This window comes from Niastella sp. (assembly GCF_045805085.1).
GTDB lineage: Bacteria > Bacteroidota > Bacteroidia > Chitinophagales > Chitinophagaceae > Niastella.
The window spans coordinates 1-15,623 of sequence record NZ_JBJMLX010000089.1 but is presented as its reverse complement, the minus strand read 5'-3'; the positions used below and the strand labels follow the sequence as shown (position 1 = coordinate 15,623).

Sequence of the window (15,623 nt, the reverse complement as noted above, 5' to 3'; positions counted from 1 at the left end):
TTTCAGCGGTTCGCTAACGGTTAACCCCAAACTGGTAATAAGCACTACGCTGAACTATGCGAATAACAAGGCACAGCGGCCTTCGCAGGGTTATCAAAGTCTGGGTTCACGCAACATGTACCAGTGGTTTCAGCGTAACCTGGATATGAATAAATTAAAGCAGTACAAGTACGCAGATGGCACCTTTTATCAATGGAATGTTTCCGCTCCTAAGAACGGGATGTACACAAGCAGAACAAGTCCTATAGATTGGAACAATCCTTATTTTGATGCATATGAGAATCCTTCACACGATTCGCGCGACCGGTTCTTTGGCAATGTAGGCGTATCGTATACTATTTTACCCGGCTTAAAAATAAATGGCTTTGTACGCCAGGATGGTTTTATTCAAAACCTCGATGGCAGAAATGCAGAAGGCGGTCGCGGGGTACCCTCCTTCTGGATCGGTAAGTATGAATCGAAAGAAATGAATTATGAGTTCCTTGCTACCTATAATAAAGAGTTTGGTCATTTTACCCTGGGCGCCAACCTGGGTGGAAATTTAATGACCCAACGGTATACCTATCTGCGAGAAGAAACACAAGGCGGTTTTGTTTCACCCGGTTTTTATGATATCACCAACTCGCTCGACCGGCCGCTGGTGAAAAATGTTTTAAAGAGAAAAGAGGTAAGAAGCGCCTATGGGGCGGTTACCCTGGGTTATAATAACACGTACTTTATTGATGCCAGCTTGCGGCGGGATATTTCATCGGCGTTGCCAGACAATAACAATGCTTATTTGTATCCATCGGTTTCAGCGAGTATGGTATTCAGTGAGCTGTTAAAAGTAGCGCCCATTTCTTATGGCAAAATACGGGCAAGTTTTGCGCAGGCCGGTTCAGATATAGATATTTATCAAACCACCAACTCATTTGCTCTCAAGGAACCCTATAGCGGCAATTTCCCTATGTATGTGCCTGATACTTTAAAGAATCCCAATCTTAAACCTTCATTAGGTACCGCCTATGAAGCCGGGTTGGATATGCGGTTTTTGCAGGACCGCATTGGGTTCAGCTTTACCTGGTATTACCAACAAAACCGCGATGCCGTTATGAACCTCGATGTATCAGGGGCAAGCGGGTACTCGAAATATGTGATCAATGCAGGGAATATTCAGAACAAAGGTATTGAACTGACTGTGAGCGGTACGCCAATAAGAATGAAGGACCTTACCTGGACAAGCAGTTTTAACATTGCCCGGAATAAAAATAAGATCACGAAGTTGTACCCCGGTATTAACTCACTGATCCTCGATCAGAACCGCTATTCCAGTGTAGATATGTTTTTGCTGGCGAATGTGAATGAATCGTTCGGTTCAATTGTTGGTAATGCTTATATGCGCGATTCGGCAACCGGTAAAATATTACTCGATGCCAACAACATGCCCATGTATGTAACCAATCACAATTTTGGTACGGTGCTGCCCAAGTTCACCGGTGGCTGGCAAAATACCATCACCTGGAAAAACTTTGATCTGAGTGCGGTAATAGATTTTCAAAAAGGCGGACAGTTCTTTAGCTGGACAAAAATGCTGGCCGTTAAAAGCGGACAGGCGGCTGAAACTGCCGTAATGAATGAGAACGGGAAGAACATTCGTGATCCCCTGACCGATGGCGGGGGACTGAAGATCAACGGGATCTCCAATAGTTCAAAACAGGAAGTAACAGCATTTGTAAATGCAAGGACCTGGTACCGCAATAACCTGGGCACTAAGATCTATGAAGAATGGTTGTATGATGCTTCGTATATCAGGATGCGTGAGATAAGAGTGGGCTATACTTTTTCAAAGGCAAATATTGCAAAGCTGCCGGTTAAAAGCCTGAACCTGGCCTTTATTACCAGGAACCCGTTTATGATTTGGCAAAAAGCGCCCAAAGGGTTGAACCCGGCCGAGCTGGCAACCGGCGCTACCTCCTTTAACTGGTTGGAAACCGGTCAGCTGGCTACTACCCGTTCATATGGGATTAACCTGAATGTTTCCTTTTAAAAAAACGAACATGAAAAAACTACTCTCTATACAATTCGTGATTGCATGGCTGGTTATTGGGATCGGGTGTACCAAGTTCAGCGACAATATAAACGTTGATCCAAACGTGCCCACAAAGCCATCCAATGCGCAGTTGCTGACCTATTCAATTAACCAGATGGCAAATACAATTGAATCGGTTACCGGCAATTTATATGTGCAGCACTGGTCGGAAAAACCATATACCGATAACTCGCGATATACGGTAGTGAATTTTGATTTTTATGATCTGTACACCCAGCCACTGGAGAATTTACAAACCATATTAAATGCCCAAACCTTCGATGTGAATGAAGGATCTGTCAATAACCAAAAAGCAGTGGCTCGCATTTTAAAAGCCTGGTTCTTCTGGCATATGACCGACCGCTGGGGTGATATTCCTTACTTCAATGCGTTGAATGGAAAAGAAAATTTTTCACCCGTGTACGACAAGCAAAAAGATATTTATTACGATCTTATAAAAGAGCTGAAAGAAGCAGCGGCTCAAATAGATAATGGCAATGCCGTTACGGGTGATATTTTATATCGTGGTAATATGGCCAACTGGAAACGTTTTGCCAATTCTATGCGGTTGCTAATGGCGTTGCGATTATCAAAGGCAGATGCAGCCAAAGGCAAAGCGGAATTTACCGACGCATTGAATGGCGGGGTGTTTACCGATAACAATCAGAATGCCGTATATGTGCACCTGGCGGAAGCAGCCAACCAGAATTACTGGTATTTTGTGGCCAGTGTGCAGAACCGTCTCTGGTATTGGGCCAGTAAAACGATTGTTGATTATATGAAACCTTTGAATGACCCGCGGCTTAAAATATTTGCCGATGTAAATAGCAGTAACGATTATGTGGGTGTTCCCTATGGATTAGATGGTAATGCGGTAGGCGCCATTCCACCCGGTTCTGTGTCTTTCGTTGGTGTGCATGTACGTGCACAAAATGCACCCACTTATATCACTACCTATGCACAGGTTTTGTTTGCTATAGCCGAAGCCAATAAATTAACCTGGTTACCTGGTGGTGATGCAGATGCAAAAGCCAACTATGATGCAGGCATAGAAGCATCCATAAGACAATGGAACAGACAAAGCTTCAAGGTTTATGTAGATTCCATCGACAAACAGATAGAAAGGGTCCCTTATTCTGCTACTGATGCAGGTGATACAACAGGTCTGGCGGCTTACAAGGCGCAGCCAGAGGTAGCGTACAATAGTACCGATGCCTTGAAAAAGATCGGTTACCAACGTTGGTTACACTTGTATGCGAATGGATATGAAGCCTGGGCAGAATGGCGCAGGACGGGGTTTCCTGCATTAACGCCTGCGCCGAATAATGGCAATATTCCTATTCCCAGAAGACAGGCGTACCCTGTAAAGGAACAAAATATAAATGGCGATAACTACCGTTTAGCTATATCCTCACAACCTTCCCTGGGCGGAAAAGACGATCTGAATGGCCGGGTGTGGTGGGATCAATAGATTGCGGCAAACGGCAAACGGCAAACGGCAAACGGCAAACGGCAAACGGCAAACGGCAATAAATTGCAGGCGGCGCAAGTTCGTGTATTAGTTTTAACAATCGCGAACCTTTCACGTTTCACGTTTGCCGTTTCACGATTAATTACCGCTTACTTCTGAAAAAGCTTTTCATTAACTCAGCGCACTCATCTTTTAATATGCCTTTCGTTACTTCAGTCTTGGGGTGAAAGGGCCAGTTGGGTTCGGTGATTCGTTTGTGACCGTTCTTTTCATCATCGGCGCCCCAAACTATCCGGCTGATCTTGCTCCAGTAAAGCGCCCCGGCGCACATGAGGCAGGGCTCAACCGTAATATAAATTGAACCTTCAGGTAAATATTTACTGCCCAGGTAATTGAAAGCGGAAGTGAGCGCAATGATCTCGGCATGGGCTGTAGGGTCGTTCAACCGCTCTACCTGGTTATGGCCGCGGGCAATAATGCGGTTGTTCATCACCACTACGGCGCCAACCGGCACTTCGCCATCATCAAAGGCCCTCTGCGCTTCCTTCAGCGCCTGCTGCATATAGTGTTCGTCGTTCATAACTTTTTCAAAAATTACTCTCGGGTACCTGTTTTGCAAAGGCAAGGTACGTATCTTAGATAATAATCACGCTAACGATTGGCATATGACAGCTTCCTTTGCACAGGTTATGCTCTTTTTGGTAATGGGAATCGGCATTATCATTTTGCTGACCGCTGTTTTTCGCATCCATGCTTTTTTTGCTTTGTTGATCGCCTGCTTTGTTGTGGGACTGGGTGTGCAACTGCCCGTGGCAAACATTATCACCGTAACCAAACAGGGGTTCGGGAACATTATGCAATCCCTTGGGTTTATCATTGTATTAGGCACTACCCTCGGCGTTGTGCTGGAGCATACCGGCAGTACCAAGGTAATGGCAACCTACATCTTAAAAAGGATAGGCGAGAAGCAGGCGCCGCTGGCCATGAGCATAACCGGGTTTATTGTGGGGTTGCCCATTTTCTGCGATTCAGGCTACATAGTATTGAGTGGATTGAATAAATCGTTGTGCAAGCGAACAGGCATCTCAGTTATCATTATGTCGGTGTCACTGGCAACAGGTTTATATTCGGTGCACTGTTTAATTCCACCGCATCCTGGCGCCGCCGCAGCGGCCAGTGCTATCGGTGTTGATTTTGGAAAGCTCATTCTAACAGGGATGGCGGTGGCCATTCCGGCCATGCTGGTAGGTTATGCGTGGGCGCGCTATGCCGGCAGGAAAATAAAAAATGTTGAACCAACAGATGCGCCTGTTGTCGATCTTACTACAAAATCTCCTTCGGTATTACTTTCGTTTTTACCGGTGCTGGTGCCTATTGTGTTGATAGGAATAAAATCATTTCTGGCCATCGAGACCGGTAAAACAATTTCCGCCTGGAAGCAGGTATTTATGGTAGCCGGTGATCCGGTAATAGCACTGGCCATTGGTATTATCCTGGCATTTTGTGCCGTTCGTACCTGGAATAAAAATGTGGTGGGAAAACTGTTACAGGAGGCGGCAGAAAAGGCCGGAGGCATTCTGGTTATTATTGGGGCTGGCGGTGCTTTTGGCGCTATACTGGCCGCCACGCAGGTAGGGCAGCACGTGAGCAATGCTGTGAACCTGCAGACATTGGGTATCCTGTTCCCGTTTTTGTTAACGGCAATACTTAAAACCGCGCAAGGTTCATCTACCGTGGCTATTATTACGGCCTCGTCCATTATCCAACCTTTATTGCCCGCCCTGGGGCTCGATTCAGAAACCGGCAGGTTGCTGGCCGTTTTATCAATGGGCGCCGGTTCCATGACTTTATCACACGCCAATGACGCCTACTTCTGGGTGATTGCAAAATTCTCCGGGCTGGATATGCGCTCCATGTTACAGGTATATACCCTGGCTACTTTATTTATGGGATTAACTACTTTGGGCGTAGTGTATATTTTATCGCTTGTAATGATGTAAAATAGTTGTTTAGAGTATTAAATACGCAGCGTATTTGCAAGAGCGTTATAGAAAAACGTAATAGTTTTGCAATGGTATCCGGCTTCAAAAATCTCATTTGATGCGAAATTTGAGCATCTTATGATACCACAGGTGTATCGGTTGTTGGTTGCTGTTTAGTGCAATTTTGGCCTGTTAATTTAGTATTGTACTATATTACAATTTCTTCGGAAGTGTCCTGCCTCGTCCTAAACTTAGAAACCTCTTGGGACATTTGGCTTTCAACTTAGCATACTACCAACCTTCTGCGGGACTGAGCAAAGACAGAGCTTAGGCTTCTTCGCAAATTCTTCGCAAGTTCTTCGCAAATTTGCGAAGAAGCCTAAGAGCAATCCCGAAGGATCCTAAGAGGATTTGCGAAGAAATTTGCCTGTTTTGACCACTATTGCTGCCTTCAATCGACTAACTTCGGTTCTACATTGCGCTCCATAACACAGCAATTTCAGGATCATCCGGTTTGTCCCCATACAAAGTAAGCGCATTGGCTAAGGCGTTATAGCCGCTTCTTTTCTTGTAATTGATTCTACTTTCAATAATGAATTGAAAAAAATTGTAAAACTAGAGAAAAAAGTTGCTAAGAAATTTGGGAGACCGGGAGAATTGATATAATTTAGGATTGTTAAATGAGAGCGGAGAATTAGAGAATAGTGGTAACCGTTATATACTTACAATAGCACATAACAGCGCACGCTTACTCCAGATGGTATCTTGCACCGGTTACCGAAAATAGTATATACTATTCTTAATTATTCAAAGTTGTTTATGCTGTAGTTTCAACCGTTAAGCAATATTTTATATGTTTTTCAGCTGAGGTCTGTTTTAAGGCCTACAATAAGCATATTACAAGCTTTGTATTAAATAAGGCCAGGGAATATTTATGTGTATTGGAAGATCTGTAAATCCGTTCGCTGTGAACTCTTAAAAATATAAAACCATCTTAAACTTAATGTATGCGAACCTGTAATAACCACCCGTATTGGCACAATCAGCCAATGCGCTTAACTGAAGAAGAAAAACAAAATCCACTCCTGGTTTTTAAAGAATTTTTTGAGTGCTTTCATTTAAATGATGTTCGTGATCAATTATGGAATTGGCTGGTAGAAGTTGTATCGAGCCCTAACAGCATTTCAAGTGAACCGCTCGAGCGCAGCAATCACTTTTATTTATACGAAAAAATAGAAGCGCTCATAGAAGCATGTTATGTAATGAAAAGCCGGCAGCCCCCGCCATTGCAAAACGAAGATGTGACACCAGTAGTGGCTATTTAACCCTCATCAGAAAGGGGTAGGTCCGGCAAGCTGCTCCTTTCTTTTATTTGGGTATTAGGGTTAATAATATACCTATTGCTTCACCCGAAATGTGTAACTTACCTGTATCATATTATTGGGTAAACAGTATATATATGAACCCTGATTTACTGAAGCAACAATTGCAAGCCATGCGGTCTTTTTACGAAAGCGGCGCTACGCGAACGCTGGCATTTCGTAAACAACAATTACAACAGTTAAAATCGGCCATTCAGCAATATGAACAACCGTTGTTCGATGCTTTGCATAAAGACCTGAAAAGAAGTGCAGAGGAAAGTTGGGTCACCGAACTGGGCGTAGTAATGGCAGATATTAGCATGGCATTGCGTAATCTGCGCCACTGGATGCAGCCTCAACGAGTGCCTACCAATCTGGTTAACCTGCCTTCTGCCAGTTATATTATGCGGGAGCCATTGGGCGTGGTGCTTATTATCAGTCCCTGGAATTATCCATTTCAATTATTGTTTGCGCCATTGATAGGGGCTATTGCAGCAGGCAATTGTGTTGTGCTAAAACCCTCTGAACTGGCGCCTGCCACGGCCAAAATAATGAGCGATATTATCAGTAAAATATTCCCGCAGGAATACATCTTATATGTTGAAGGGGATGGTGCACAGGTAGTGCCTGCCCTGATGAATACCTTCCGGTTCAACCATGTGTTTTATACCGGCAGCACGGCTGTTGGCAAAAGCATTTATCAATTGGCAGCGTCGCAATTGGTGCCGGTAACCCTGGAGCTGGGTGGGAAGAGTCCGTGTATAGTTGAAAGCGATGCTAATATTCAGGTGGCGGCGCGCCGCATTGCCGTCACAAAATTTGCCAATGCCGGCCAAATGTGTATTGCGCCAGATTACATTCTGGTACATACTTCCAAAAAAAATGAATTGATCGCTGCGCTGAAAAAAGCTATTGAATCATTTTATTCTGAAAACCCGGCAGCAAGCTATAGCTACTGCAAGATCATAAATGAAAAGCAGTTTCAGCGCATTATTGGTTATTTAAGTCAGGGTACCATTGTACATGGCGGCCATCATGATATCGGCCAGTTGTACATTGAGCCTACCATCCTGGAAAATGTATCACCGGATGCGCCCCTGATGAAAGAGGAAATTTTTGGTCCGTTTTTACCCGTACTCACGTTTAATACCCTGGAAGAAGCAAAAGCAATTATTCAAAACAATCCCGATCCTTTATCGTTTTATATTTACACCGCAGATACAAAAAAAGAAAAAGAATGGTTGCAATCGGTGCCGTTTGGTGGGGGCTGCGTAAATAATTCAGGCTGGCATTTTACCAATCACCACCTGCCATTTGGCGGCCGCGGAAACAGCGGCTTTGGCAAGTATCATGGCAAATACAGTTTTGAGGTGTTTAGTAATGCCAAATCGATAATGAAAACGCCCACCTGGTTTGACCCGGCAATCAAATACCCCCCATTTAAAGGAAGGTTGAAGTTGTTTAAATGGGTGGTAAAATAATTTATTATGACAGTCAAGCAACGACTTTTTAAAATTGCTTACCCATTGTGGATCGCCTTTACAAAACTGATGGGCCGCAATACGAAGGTTTTTACCAACTATAAAAACGTTCAGCCTGCTGAATCTATTTATTCGCTGCAGGTACCGCTTAGTAATGGCAATACCTTGCCCTTAGACGCCTATAAAGGAAAGAAAATACTGCTGGTGAATACCGCCAGTAATTGTGGGTATACCAACCAGTACGACGATCTGCAAAAGTTGTATCAACAGTTTAACAATCAGTTGGAGATCATTGCCTTTCCCGCCAATGATTTTAAAGAACAGGAAAAGGGTAGTGACAGTGACATTGCCCAGTTCTGCAAAATCAACTTTGGTGTTACCTTTCCCCTGGCCAAAAAAAGTGTGGTAGTTAAATCAAACGACCAGAACTCTATTTTTAAATGGCTGACCAATAAAGCAAAGAATGGCTGGAATGAAAAAGCCCCTTCCTGGAATTTTTCAAAATACCTCATCGATGAGCAAGGGACGTTAACGCATTATTTTGATCCTTCGGTTTTGCCTTTAAGTGAGGCGGTTGTTAAGGCAATTGGTATGGATGGCAGACGGCAGAAGGCAGACGGCAAACAATAGAAATACAGGTAAAGGCAATGGTTATAGCATAATTTATTTATCCTAAAACGGAATTATGCTAAGTCTGGGGCACAAAAAAATGAAGGCTTATCAGCTAGCTATAAGCCTGGTAAAAGAAGTTTATAAGCTAACGAGCAATTTTCCTGCAGATGAACGGTTCGGGCTAGTTTCACAATTGCGAAGAGCAGCCGTTTCTGTCTGCAGTAATATAGCAGAAGGGGCTGCGCGAAAACCACCAGCTGATAGAAGAGATTTTATGAAATAAGCCGTAGCTCATATGTTGAGATAGACACCCAATTTGAACTAGCCTTACAGCTTGGTTTCATCAAGCCTGACCAAGTAACTGATCTTAATGAATATCTTAATTATACATTCGCAATCATCTCAAAAATGATAGACAACACAAATTAGCGAAGCTGTTGTCTGCCTTCTGCCGTTTGCCTTCTGCCAATTACTTCACAAACCGAATAGCAAAAGGATAACTATAAGCTTCTCCATTATTCGCTCTTACGCCGGCAATAATCGTAAATACCAGACCCAGGATATTAATTATAGTGAAAACAATTCCGCCTGCAATAAATCCACCAAAGAATGGGAATGTGCTGCTTCTGCCGCCAAAGGGAAAGGGAGATGAAATAAAGTTGCTTCCTATGAACGCAAAAAAGCCAAGACTGGCAATTATATCGATTATCAGGAGGGTGAGCTGAAAGTTCACTGATGCCTTTCCATGCGGGATGATTTCCGGCAGTTCGTTCTTTTTTATTTGCCATACAATCAGTGGCCCTAATACATTTCCCAGGCCCACAAGAAAACCGGCAAGGGCGGATAAATGACAAAGCATTGACCAGGTACGGATGTCTTTTTCGCGGGTATCCATAGAAAAGGGGTTATTTGGCCGTTAAGATAACAAAGAAACATCAATGCGCATAACCCTCCGAGGGATTATAAGCCTGGTCTAACAGCGCAGTTACCGCCGTAATCATGGTGCAAACCTGGTAATAAAAGCTTTTGTTCACTTTATCGAATGTATCACTGGGGCGGTGGTAATCGGGATGGTCTTCTACGCCAAAATACAGATATGGGATATTTTTTTGATGGAAAGGAAAGTGATCTGATTGATTGGTCCAGTCGTCGGCGCCTGCTTTTTGCCCATCGTGCCCATAGCGAATGAAAACGGGCGTAAAAGGCTGAATGCTGTCGACATACTTTTTCAATGTTGGATAATGATAAATACCGGTGGCAAAGATCTCGTTGCTGTCGTTACGGCTTACCATATCCATATTCACATCTACCATAATATTTGCTAACGGGATGGGACAATTAGAAACAAAATATTTTGATCCTAACAAGCCTTTTTCTTCCCCGTCGAATGCAACAAAGATCAGGGAGTGTTTGGGCGGGTGTTGTTTAAAATACGCCATCATGGTTAGCAGAGCAGCAGTGCCGGATGCATTGTCATCGGTTCCGTAATAGATATCTCCATTGCGCACCCCCAGGTGATCATAATGCGCCGTGATGGCGATATAATTATTTTCGTATTGACTGCCTTTGATAACACCGATCACATTGGTGCCTTGTTGATTTTCGTGGCCAAAAGGAAAGGGCTGTAAATAGGAGTCGCCGGTTTTGCCAATTTGGAGAGAATCAAAAGTATGCACAATATGTTCGCGCGCCAGCTGGTTGCCCGGTGTGGCTATTTCCCTGCCCGCCATGGCTGCTGATGATAAATATGCCAGGTGATTGATGAGGGTGGTGCTGTCGATATTATTCAACAGATTGCTTTTGGCAGCCTTATTCTTTTTTGTCTCGTTCCGGGGCGGACAACCTGTAAGCACAATAGTAACCGCAACAATGGTCAGTACCGCCATTGCCGCTCTGGTTAATTTTTTTCCAGCGGAAATAATATGGTTCAACATATATCGGAAATATTATAAAGTGCTGCTTAACAGGCGCAGGCAGGTAACTGGTCGTCCGATAAAGAAATAACCTGGCGTTCCAGTACAATGCCGCTGAATTTTTCTTTCACCTCGTTCAGGATGCTATCCACTTCGGCTAATGTTTTTACCGTTACCAGCCGGTTGCGGAATTCCTTAACGTGCGACAACCCTTTCAGGTAATTGGAATAGTGGCGACGCATTTCCAAAATACCCACGATCTCACCTTTCCATTCAACCGATTTATGGGCATGGGTACGGCAAATTTCCACCCGTTCTTCAATGGTGGGCAGGGGAAGCATTTCGCCGGTTTGCAAATAATGTTTTATTTCCCTGAAGATCCAGGGGTAACCGATGGCTGCACGGCCAATCATAACCCCATCAACGCCATAGCGGTTTTTATACTCAAGTGCTTTTTGCGGGGTGTCAATGTCGCCGTTACCAAAAATAGGGATGTGAATACGGGGATTGTTTTTTACGGCGGCGATCAGGGTCCAGTCGGCCTCGCCTTTGTACAATTGGGCACGGGTACGGCCATGTATGGTAAGGGCCTTAATGCCAACGTCCTGCAGGCGTTCGGCCACTTCTTCAATGTTTTTGCTGTTATCGTCCCAGCCGAGGCGGGTTTTCACCGTAACGGGTAAGGAAGTAGATCTTACTACCGCCGATGTGAGGCGTACCATGGTGTCGATATCCTTTAAAACGGCGGCGCCTGCCCCTTTGCTCACCACTTTTTTTACGGGGCAGCCGAAATTAATATCTACCAGGTCGGGTTGAACTGTGTCTACGATCCTGGCACTCAGGGCCATAGCTTCTTCATCACCGCCAAAGATCTGGATACCAAAAGGGCGTTCAAATTCGTTAAAATCAAGCTTTGCCCTGCTTTTGATGGCGTCGCGGATCAATCCTTCACTGGAAATGAATTCGCTGTACATTAAATCGGCACCGTTTTGCTTGCAAACAAAGCGGAATGGCGGGTCGCTAACATCCTCCATGGGCGCCAGAAGAAGGGGAAAATCAGGAAGCGTGATGTCAGCGATTCGTACCATGTTGATTTTGTTAGTTATCTTGCAGCTTTTGCAAGGATTTGCAAAGCTGCAAATTTACATACTAATCTTTGTTTACACCAGCCTATGAGCCGTCATTTACGTATAAAATCACCCTGGTCGCAATTAGGGGCTTTGCTTGGAGTCTTTTGCATAATGTTCATTGCAGCAGGGGCATTTTCCCTGATCGTTTACTCAATGAGTGGCATTGATTTTAAAAAAGGCCTCGATCTGAACGATCCACGGATGGTCAATGTAATGAAATTAATACAGGCAATTTCTTCTATCCTGTTATTCATAGTGCCACCATTTTTATTCGCACGGTTCACTTTCTCAGGTAATTATGGCTATTTTTTAGGTTTCAGGAATGCTGAAAAAACGAATATGTACATCCTGGCCATCCTGGGCATGTTAATGGCCATGCCTTTTGTTATCTGGCTGGGCCATCTGAATGAATTGATCCCACTGCCCGAGACCTTAACCAGGATGGAGGAAGATACTGTTAAACAACTGACAGCCATTCTTAAAGTAAAAAGTGTTTGGGATATTGTGTTGAATGTTTTGATTATTGCCCTGTTGCCGGCTGTTGGGGAAGAACTGTTTTTCAGGGGGGCGCTGCAACGGATAGTGATACAATTAACCCGCAATCCCTGGGTGGGCATTATTTTAACAGCTGTTTTGTTTTCTGCCTTACACTTTCAGTTTTCGGGATTTTTGCCTCGTATGTTCCTGGGGATTGTATTAGGCGCTTTTTACTGGTTCAGCGGAAGTATTTATACTAGCATGATAGCGCATTTTGCCAACAATGCGGTGCAGGTGATCGCTGCCTCTTATGCGCCTGAATATGTTGAAAAGAACCCGCAAACGCCTGTACTGGCTGCAGTGGCCAGTGGTATTGTGGTATGGGCCATACTTTGGTATTTTCAAAAACAATCTACGGTTACGTATTCCAAAGTATACGAAACAGACGAGCTTACTTCTACCAATCAATTCATAGCATAAAAATAAGTGCTTTCGCCTATGGCGCTCAATGTAAAAACATTTAAGACCAGATCGCTTACCGCAGCGGTGTTTGTAGTAGTGATGCTTACCGGCCTGCTATGGAACCAGTGGAGCTTTTTTGTATTGTTCTCTATTATTCATTTTGGCTGCTGGACCGAATACCAGAAACTGGTTGGGCTTATTGATCCTGATTATACTACCATTACTCCTTTTCATAAATATGGCGTGAAATTGGCAGGGTGGTGCATCATGTTGTATTTTACCAGTGACCAGTTTGGATTTTTTGGCATGCACTTGCATGAGATAGGCTGGTTCCTTGGTTTGTTATGCCTGTTCATTCTACCCATTGTTGAATTGTTATTTGCCAAAGAAATAAAACCAAAGAATATCGGTTATAGTGCAATCGGGTTACTATACATTTCTTTAAGCTGGGGGTTGATGATGGACCTGCGTTGTTCTTTTATTCCACCCACCAAAGAAGGTATGTTCATTTCAATGGATAACTGGGGCAAACTGATTCCCTGCGCCTTGATCTTTTCTATCTGGATCAATGATACCATGGCATACATTGTTGGATCATTGATCGGTAAAACGCCTTTTTCAAAGATCTCACCCAAAAAAACCTGGGAGGGTACGGTGGGCGGCGCTATTTTGTGTGTGGTGGTAATTGCGTTGCTGGGTTATTTTACGGCGCCTGCCAATGGTTATCATGTAATACACTGGATTGCCATTGCTGCCATTGCTGCGGTTGTAGGTACCGCCGGTGATTTGGTAGAAAGCAAATTAAAGCGGGTAGCCAATGTGAAAGACAGTGGGCATATTATGCCCGGACATGGTGGTTTTTTAGACCGGTTTGATTCATTATTATTAGCGATCCCATTTGTTTGGTTATATATTCAACTGGCACTTAAATGAAATTTCATCTTTTAATCAGTATCCTGTTCTACACCTTATTAAGCTGTACCGCTGCCCCGAGGGAAACGCCTGTGCCCTTGCTGGAATTCAAGCCTGGTATGATTGATAAAAAATTATACAAAGGCAAAATAAAAGATGGCAAGCACTGGAAAGATAAACGGGGTGAAAATGTTGTGATACTTACTCAAACCGGCATTTACTGGTCGAACGTATACGATGCCACCCGCGGCGCAAAAATATTTGCGTATCACTTCATAAAAACCGGGGAAGATTCGTTTAAGGAAATATGGAAAATAAGTGAAGTGGTGGAGGAATGTGCTTTTGAGGTAAAGTGCGATTTTTTTAGCAATTCCCTTTCTATTACAGACCTTGACAATGATGGCATTGCCGAAGTAGGTTTTGTTCTTACCAAAGGATGTAAGGCAGAAGCCGGCCCTGAAGAAAAGAAACTGGTGTTTTATGAAGGAAAAGAACTGTACACCATAAAGGGAACTACCACCGTTGTAAAAGGAACGGAAAAGCTGGGCGGCGAAAAAGTGGTAGAAAAAAGGTTTGAAGCGGCGCCTGAGGAATTTCTGGAGTTTGCCAACAAGCAATGGAACAAATTCGGCGTTTCAAAGGCTGTTAAATAATTGTTACCCGTAGTGCGGGACTATTTTGTAATTTTAACCCCTAAAATTTTTAAATGACCATCCATAAAGAAGGCTATAAGAGTATATTGATCAGCGCGATAATTTTTGCTGTGATTAACCTGGCATCGTTTCGATTATTCAGTCCTTCTATGGCCTGGTTAACCTGGTTAATATTTGTACTTACTCTTGGCTTAGTATTATTCATTATTTCTTTCTTCCGGGTGCCCAATCGCAAACTCACCCAGGGCAGTAACCTGGTGGTTGCACCTGCCGATGGTAAAGTGGTGGTTATTGAAGAAGTGTATGATGAAGAGTACTTCAAAGACAAAAGATTACAGGTTTCTATATTCATGAGTCCGGCCAATGTGCATCAGAACAGAACGCCTGTTGCCGGTGAAGTGGTGTATAATCAATACCATAAAGGAAAATTCCTGGTAGCCTGGCATCCCAAATCATCAACAGAGAATGAGCGTCATTCAGTGGTGATCCGCTATACTAAAGGCGAAGTGCTGGTAAAACAAATTGCCGGCGCCCTGGCCAAAAGAATTGTAAACTACCTGAGCGTTGGTCAAAAAGTAGATCAATGCACTGAGATGGGTTTTATTAAATTCGGCAGCCGTGTAGATATGTTATTACCACTGGGTACCAAAGTGAATGTGAAGCTGCAGGAGGTGGTAAAGAACGGGGTAACTGTGATAGCTACTGTATAATTAAAAAAGGTGGGTTGCTTTTGCGGAGCCGCTCACCCTACTACATATTTAAAAGGTGAGCCACCCGCCAAGGGTGACCCACCTTTTTTTTAGAATATATTCTCGAGTTCCTTCAGTGAATACACCGTATAGGTAGGTTTTATTGATGGTTCAATGTTAAGGTGGTTTACATACACCTGGTCGATGCCGGCATTGATGGCGCCCTGGATATCTGCTTCTATATTATCGCCGATCATGATACTTTCTCCCGGTAACGCTTTTGCTTTTTGAAAGGCGTAATCAAAGATCTCTTTGTTGGGTTTTACGAGACTGCTTCCTTCAGAAGTAATGACCTCAATAAAAAAACTATCGATACCTGAATACTTTAAAGACAAAAGATTACAGGTTTCTA

14 protein-coding genes and 2 pseudogenes are annotated in these 15,623 nt (G+C 43.7%); 11 read left to right on the top strand and 5 right to left on the bottom strand.

Annotation, left to right across the window (positions count from 1 at the left end; translation table 11 throughout):
* A pseudogene (locus ACJ751_RS04560) lies at positions 1-2,026 on the top strand (SusC/RagA family TonB-linked outer membrane protein); the annotation flags it as partial.
* A 10-nt stretch (positions 2,027-2,036) separates the two neighbouring features.
* Positions 2,037-3,539, top strand: a complete 1,503-nt coding sequence (locus ACJ751_RS04555) for a SusD/RagB family nutrient-binding outer membrane lipoprotein (protein ID WP_407744191.1) — start codon at positions 2,037-2,039, stop codon at positions 3,537-3,539.
* 142 nt (positions 3,540-3,681) lie between these two features.
* Here ACJ751_RS04555 and ACJ751_RS04550 read toward each other — a convergent pair whose 3' ends face one another.
* A complete protein-coding gene (locus ACJ751_RS04550; RefSeq protein ID WP_407744190.1) occupies positions 3,682-4,119 on the bottom strand; it encodes a nucleoside deaminase in 438 nt (145 codons plus the stop codon).
* Between the two features lie 85 nt (positions 4,120-4,204).
* Between ACJ751_RS04550 and ACJ751_RS04545 the strand changes: the two genes are divergently transcribed.
* The 5 genes and pseudogenes from ACJ751_RS04545 to ACJ751_RS04525 all read left to right on the top strand — a co-directional run bounded on the left by ACJ751_RS04545 (position 4,205) and on the right by ACJ751_RS04525 (position 9,404).
* The gene (locus ACJ751_RS04545) at positions 4,205-5,539 is read left to right on the top strand and encodes a GntP family permease (protein WP_407744189.1); all 1,335 of its coding nucleotides are present in this window, start codon (positions 4,205-4,207) and stop codon (positions 5,537-5,539) included.
* 989 nt (positions 5,540-6,528) lie between these two features.
* A complete protein-coding gene (locus tag ACJ751_RS04540) occupies positions 6,529-6,846 on the top strand; it encodes a hypothetical protein (RefSeq protein WP_407744188.1) in 318 nt (105 codons plus the stop codon).
* A gap of 134 nt (positions 6,847-6,980) precedes the next feature.
* The gene (locus ACJ751_RS04535; RefSeq protein WP_407744187.1) at positions 6,981-8,363 is read left to right on the top strand and encodes an aldehyde dehydrogenase; all 1,383 of its coding nucleotides are present in this window, start codon (positions 6,981-6,983) and stop codon (positions 8,361-8,363) included.
* A 6-nt stretch (positions 8,364-8,369) separates the two neighbouring features.
* A complete protein-coding gene (locus tag ACJ751_RS04530) occupies positions 8,370-8,993 on the top strand; it encodes a glutathione peroxidase (protein ID WP_407744186.1) in 624 nt (207 codons plus the stop codon).
* A 55-nt stretch (positions 8,994-9,048) separates the two neighbouring features.
* Positions 9,049-9,404: pseudogene (locus ACJ751_RS04525) on the top strand (four helix bundle protein).
* Positions 9,405-9,444: 40 nt separating this feature from the next.
* Here ACJ751_RS04525 and ACJ751_RS04520 read toward each other — a convergent pair.
* The 3 genes from ACJ751_RS04520 to dusB all read right to left on the bottom strand — a co-directional run bounded on the left by ACJ751_RS04520 (position 9,445) and on the right by dusB (position 11,976).
* Positions 9,445-9,870 (bottom strand): DUF4870 domain-containing protein, encoded by a 426-nt coding sequence (locus tag ACJ751_RS04520; RefSeq protein ID WP_407744185.1) that lies wholly within the window; start codon positions 9,868-9,870, stop codon positions 9,445-9,447.
* Positions 9,871-9,910: 40 nt separating this feature from the next.
* Positions 9,911-10,861, bottom strand: a complete 951-nt coding sequence (locus ACJ751_RS04515) for a M28 family peptidase (protein WP_407744184.1) — start codon at positions 10,859-10,861, stop codon at positions 9,911-9,913.
* 74 nt (positions 10,862-10,935) lie between these two features.
* Positions 10,936-11,976, bottom strand: a complete 1,041-nt coding sequence (dusB, locus tag ACJ751_RS04510) for a tRNA dihydrouridine synthase DusB (protein ID WP_407744183.1) — start codon at positions 11,974-11,976, stop codon at positions 10,936-10,938.
* Between the two features lie 84 nt (positions 11,977-12,060).
* Here dusB and ACJ751_RS04505 point away from each other — a divergent pair, with 84 nt between their 5' ends.
* From ACJ751_RS04505 to ACJ751_RS04490, 4 genes are read left to right on the top strand one after another with little or no spacing between them, the layout of a single operon-like run.
* Positions 12,061-12,975: a lysostaphin resistance A-like protein gene (locus ACJ751_RS04505; RefSeq protein ID WP_407744182.1), complete on the top strand. Its 915-nt coding sequence runs from the start codon at positions 12,061-12,063 to the stop codon at positions 12,973-12,975.
* 18 nt (positions 12,976-12,993) lie between these two features.
* Positions 12,994-13,890, top strand: coding sequence for a phosphatidate cytidylyltransferase (locus tag ACJ751_RS04500; protein ID WP_407744181.1), 897 nt, complete (start codon positions 12,994-12,996; stop codon positions 13,888-13,890).
* Positions 13,887-14,522 (top strand): M949_RS01915 family surface polysaccharide biosynthesis protein, encoded by a 636-nt coding sequence (locus tag ACJ751_RS04495; RefSeq protein ID WP_407744180.1) that lies wholly within the window; start codon positions 13,887-13,889, stop codon positions 14,520-14,522. The genes ACJ751_RS04500 and ACJ751_RS04495 overlap by 4 nt, the downstream gene beginning before the upstream one ends.
* 53 nt (positions 14,523-14,575) lie before the next feature.
* Positions 14,576-15,232, top strand: a complete 657-nt coding sequence (locus ACJ751_RS04490) for a phosphatidylserine decarboxylase family protein (protein ID WP_407744179.1) — start codon at positions 14,576-14,578, stop codon at positions 15,230-15,232.
* Positions 15,233-15,321: 89 nt separating this feature from the next.
* Here the strand turns inward: ACJ751_RS04490 and ACJ751_RS04485 are convergent.
* On the bottom strand, positions 15,322-15,623 hold a 302-nt coding region (locus tag ACJ751_RS04485; protein ID WP_407744178.1), incomplete at its 5' end, for an HAD family hydrolase.

Coding starts and splice junctions, on each gene's coding strand:
- ACJ751_RS04555 (WP_407744191.1), top strand. CDS start 2,037: ATGAAAAAACTACTCTCTATACAATTCGTGATTGCATGGCTGGTTATT.
- ACJ751_RS04550 (WP_407744190.1), bottom strand. CDS start 4,119: ATGAACGACGAACACTATATGCAGCAGGCGCTGAAGGAAGCGCAGAGG.
- ACJ751_RS04545 (WP_407744189.1), top strand. CDS start 4,205: ATGACAGCTTCCTTTGCACAGGTTATGCTCTTTTTGGTAATGGGAATC.
- ACJ751_RS04540 (WP_407744188.1), top strand. CDS start 6,529: ATGCGAACCTGTAATAACCACCCGTATTGGCACAATCAGCCAATGCGC.
- ACJ751_RS04535 (WP_407744187.1), top strand. CDS start 6,981: ATGAACCCTGATTTACTGAAGCAACAATTGCAAGCCATGCGGTCTTTT.
- ACJ751_RS04530 (WP_407744186.1), top strand. CDS start 8,370: ATGACAGTCAAGCAACGACTTTTTAAAATTGCTTACCCATTGTGGATC.
- ACJ751_RS04520 (WP_407744185.1), bottom strand. CDS start 9,870: ATGGATACCCGCGAAAAAGACATCCGTACCTGGTCAATGCTTTGTCAT.
- ACJ751_RS04515 (WP_407744184.1), bottom strand. CDS start 10,861: ATGGCGGTACTGACCATTGTTGCGGTTACTATTGTGCTTACAGGTTGT.
- dusB (WP_407744183.1), bottom strand. CDS start 11,976: ATGGTACGAATCGCTGACATCACGCTTCCTGATTTTCCCCTTCTTCTG.
- ACJ751_RS04505 (WP_407744182.1), top strand. CDS start 12,061: ATGAGCCGTCATTTACGTATAAAATCACCCTGGTCGCAATTAGGGGCT.
- ACJ751_RS04500 (WP_407744181.1), top strand. CDS start 12,994: ATGGCGCTCAATGTAAAAACATTTAAGACCAGATCGCTTACCGCAGCG.
- ACJ751_RS04495 (WP_407744180.1), top strand. CDS start 13,887: ATGAAATTTCATCTTTTAATCAGTATCCTGTTCTACACCTTATTAAGC.
- ACJ751_RS04490 (WP_407744179.1), top strand. CDS start 14,576: ATGACCATCCATAAAGAAGGCTATAAGAGTATATTGATCAGCGCGATA.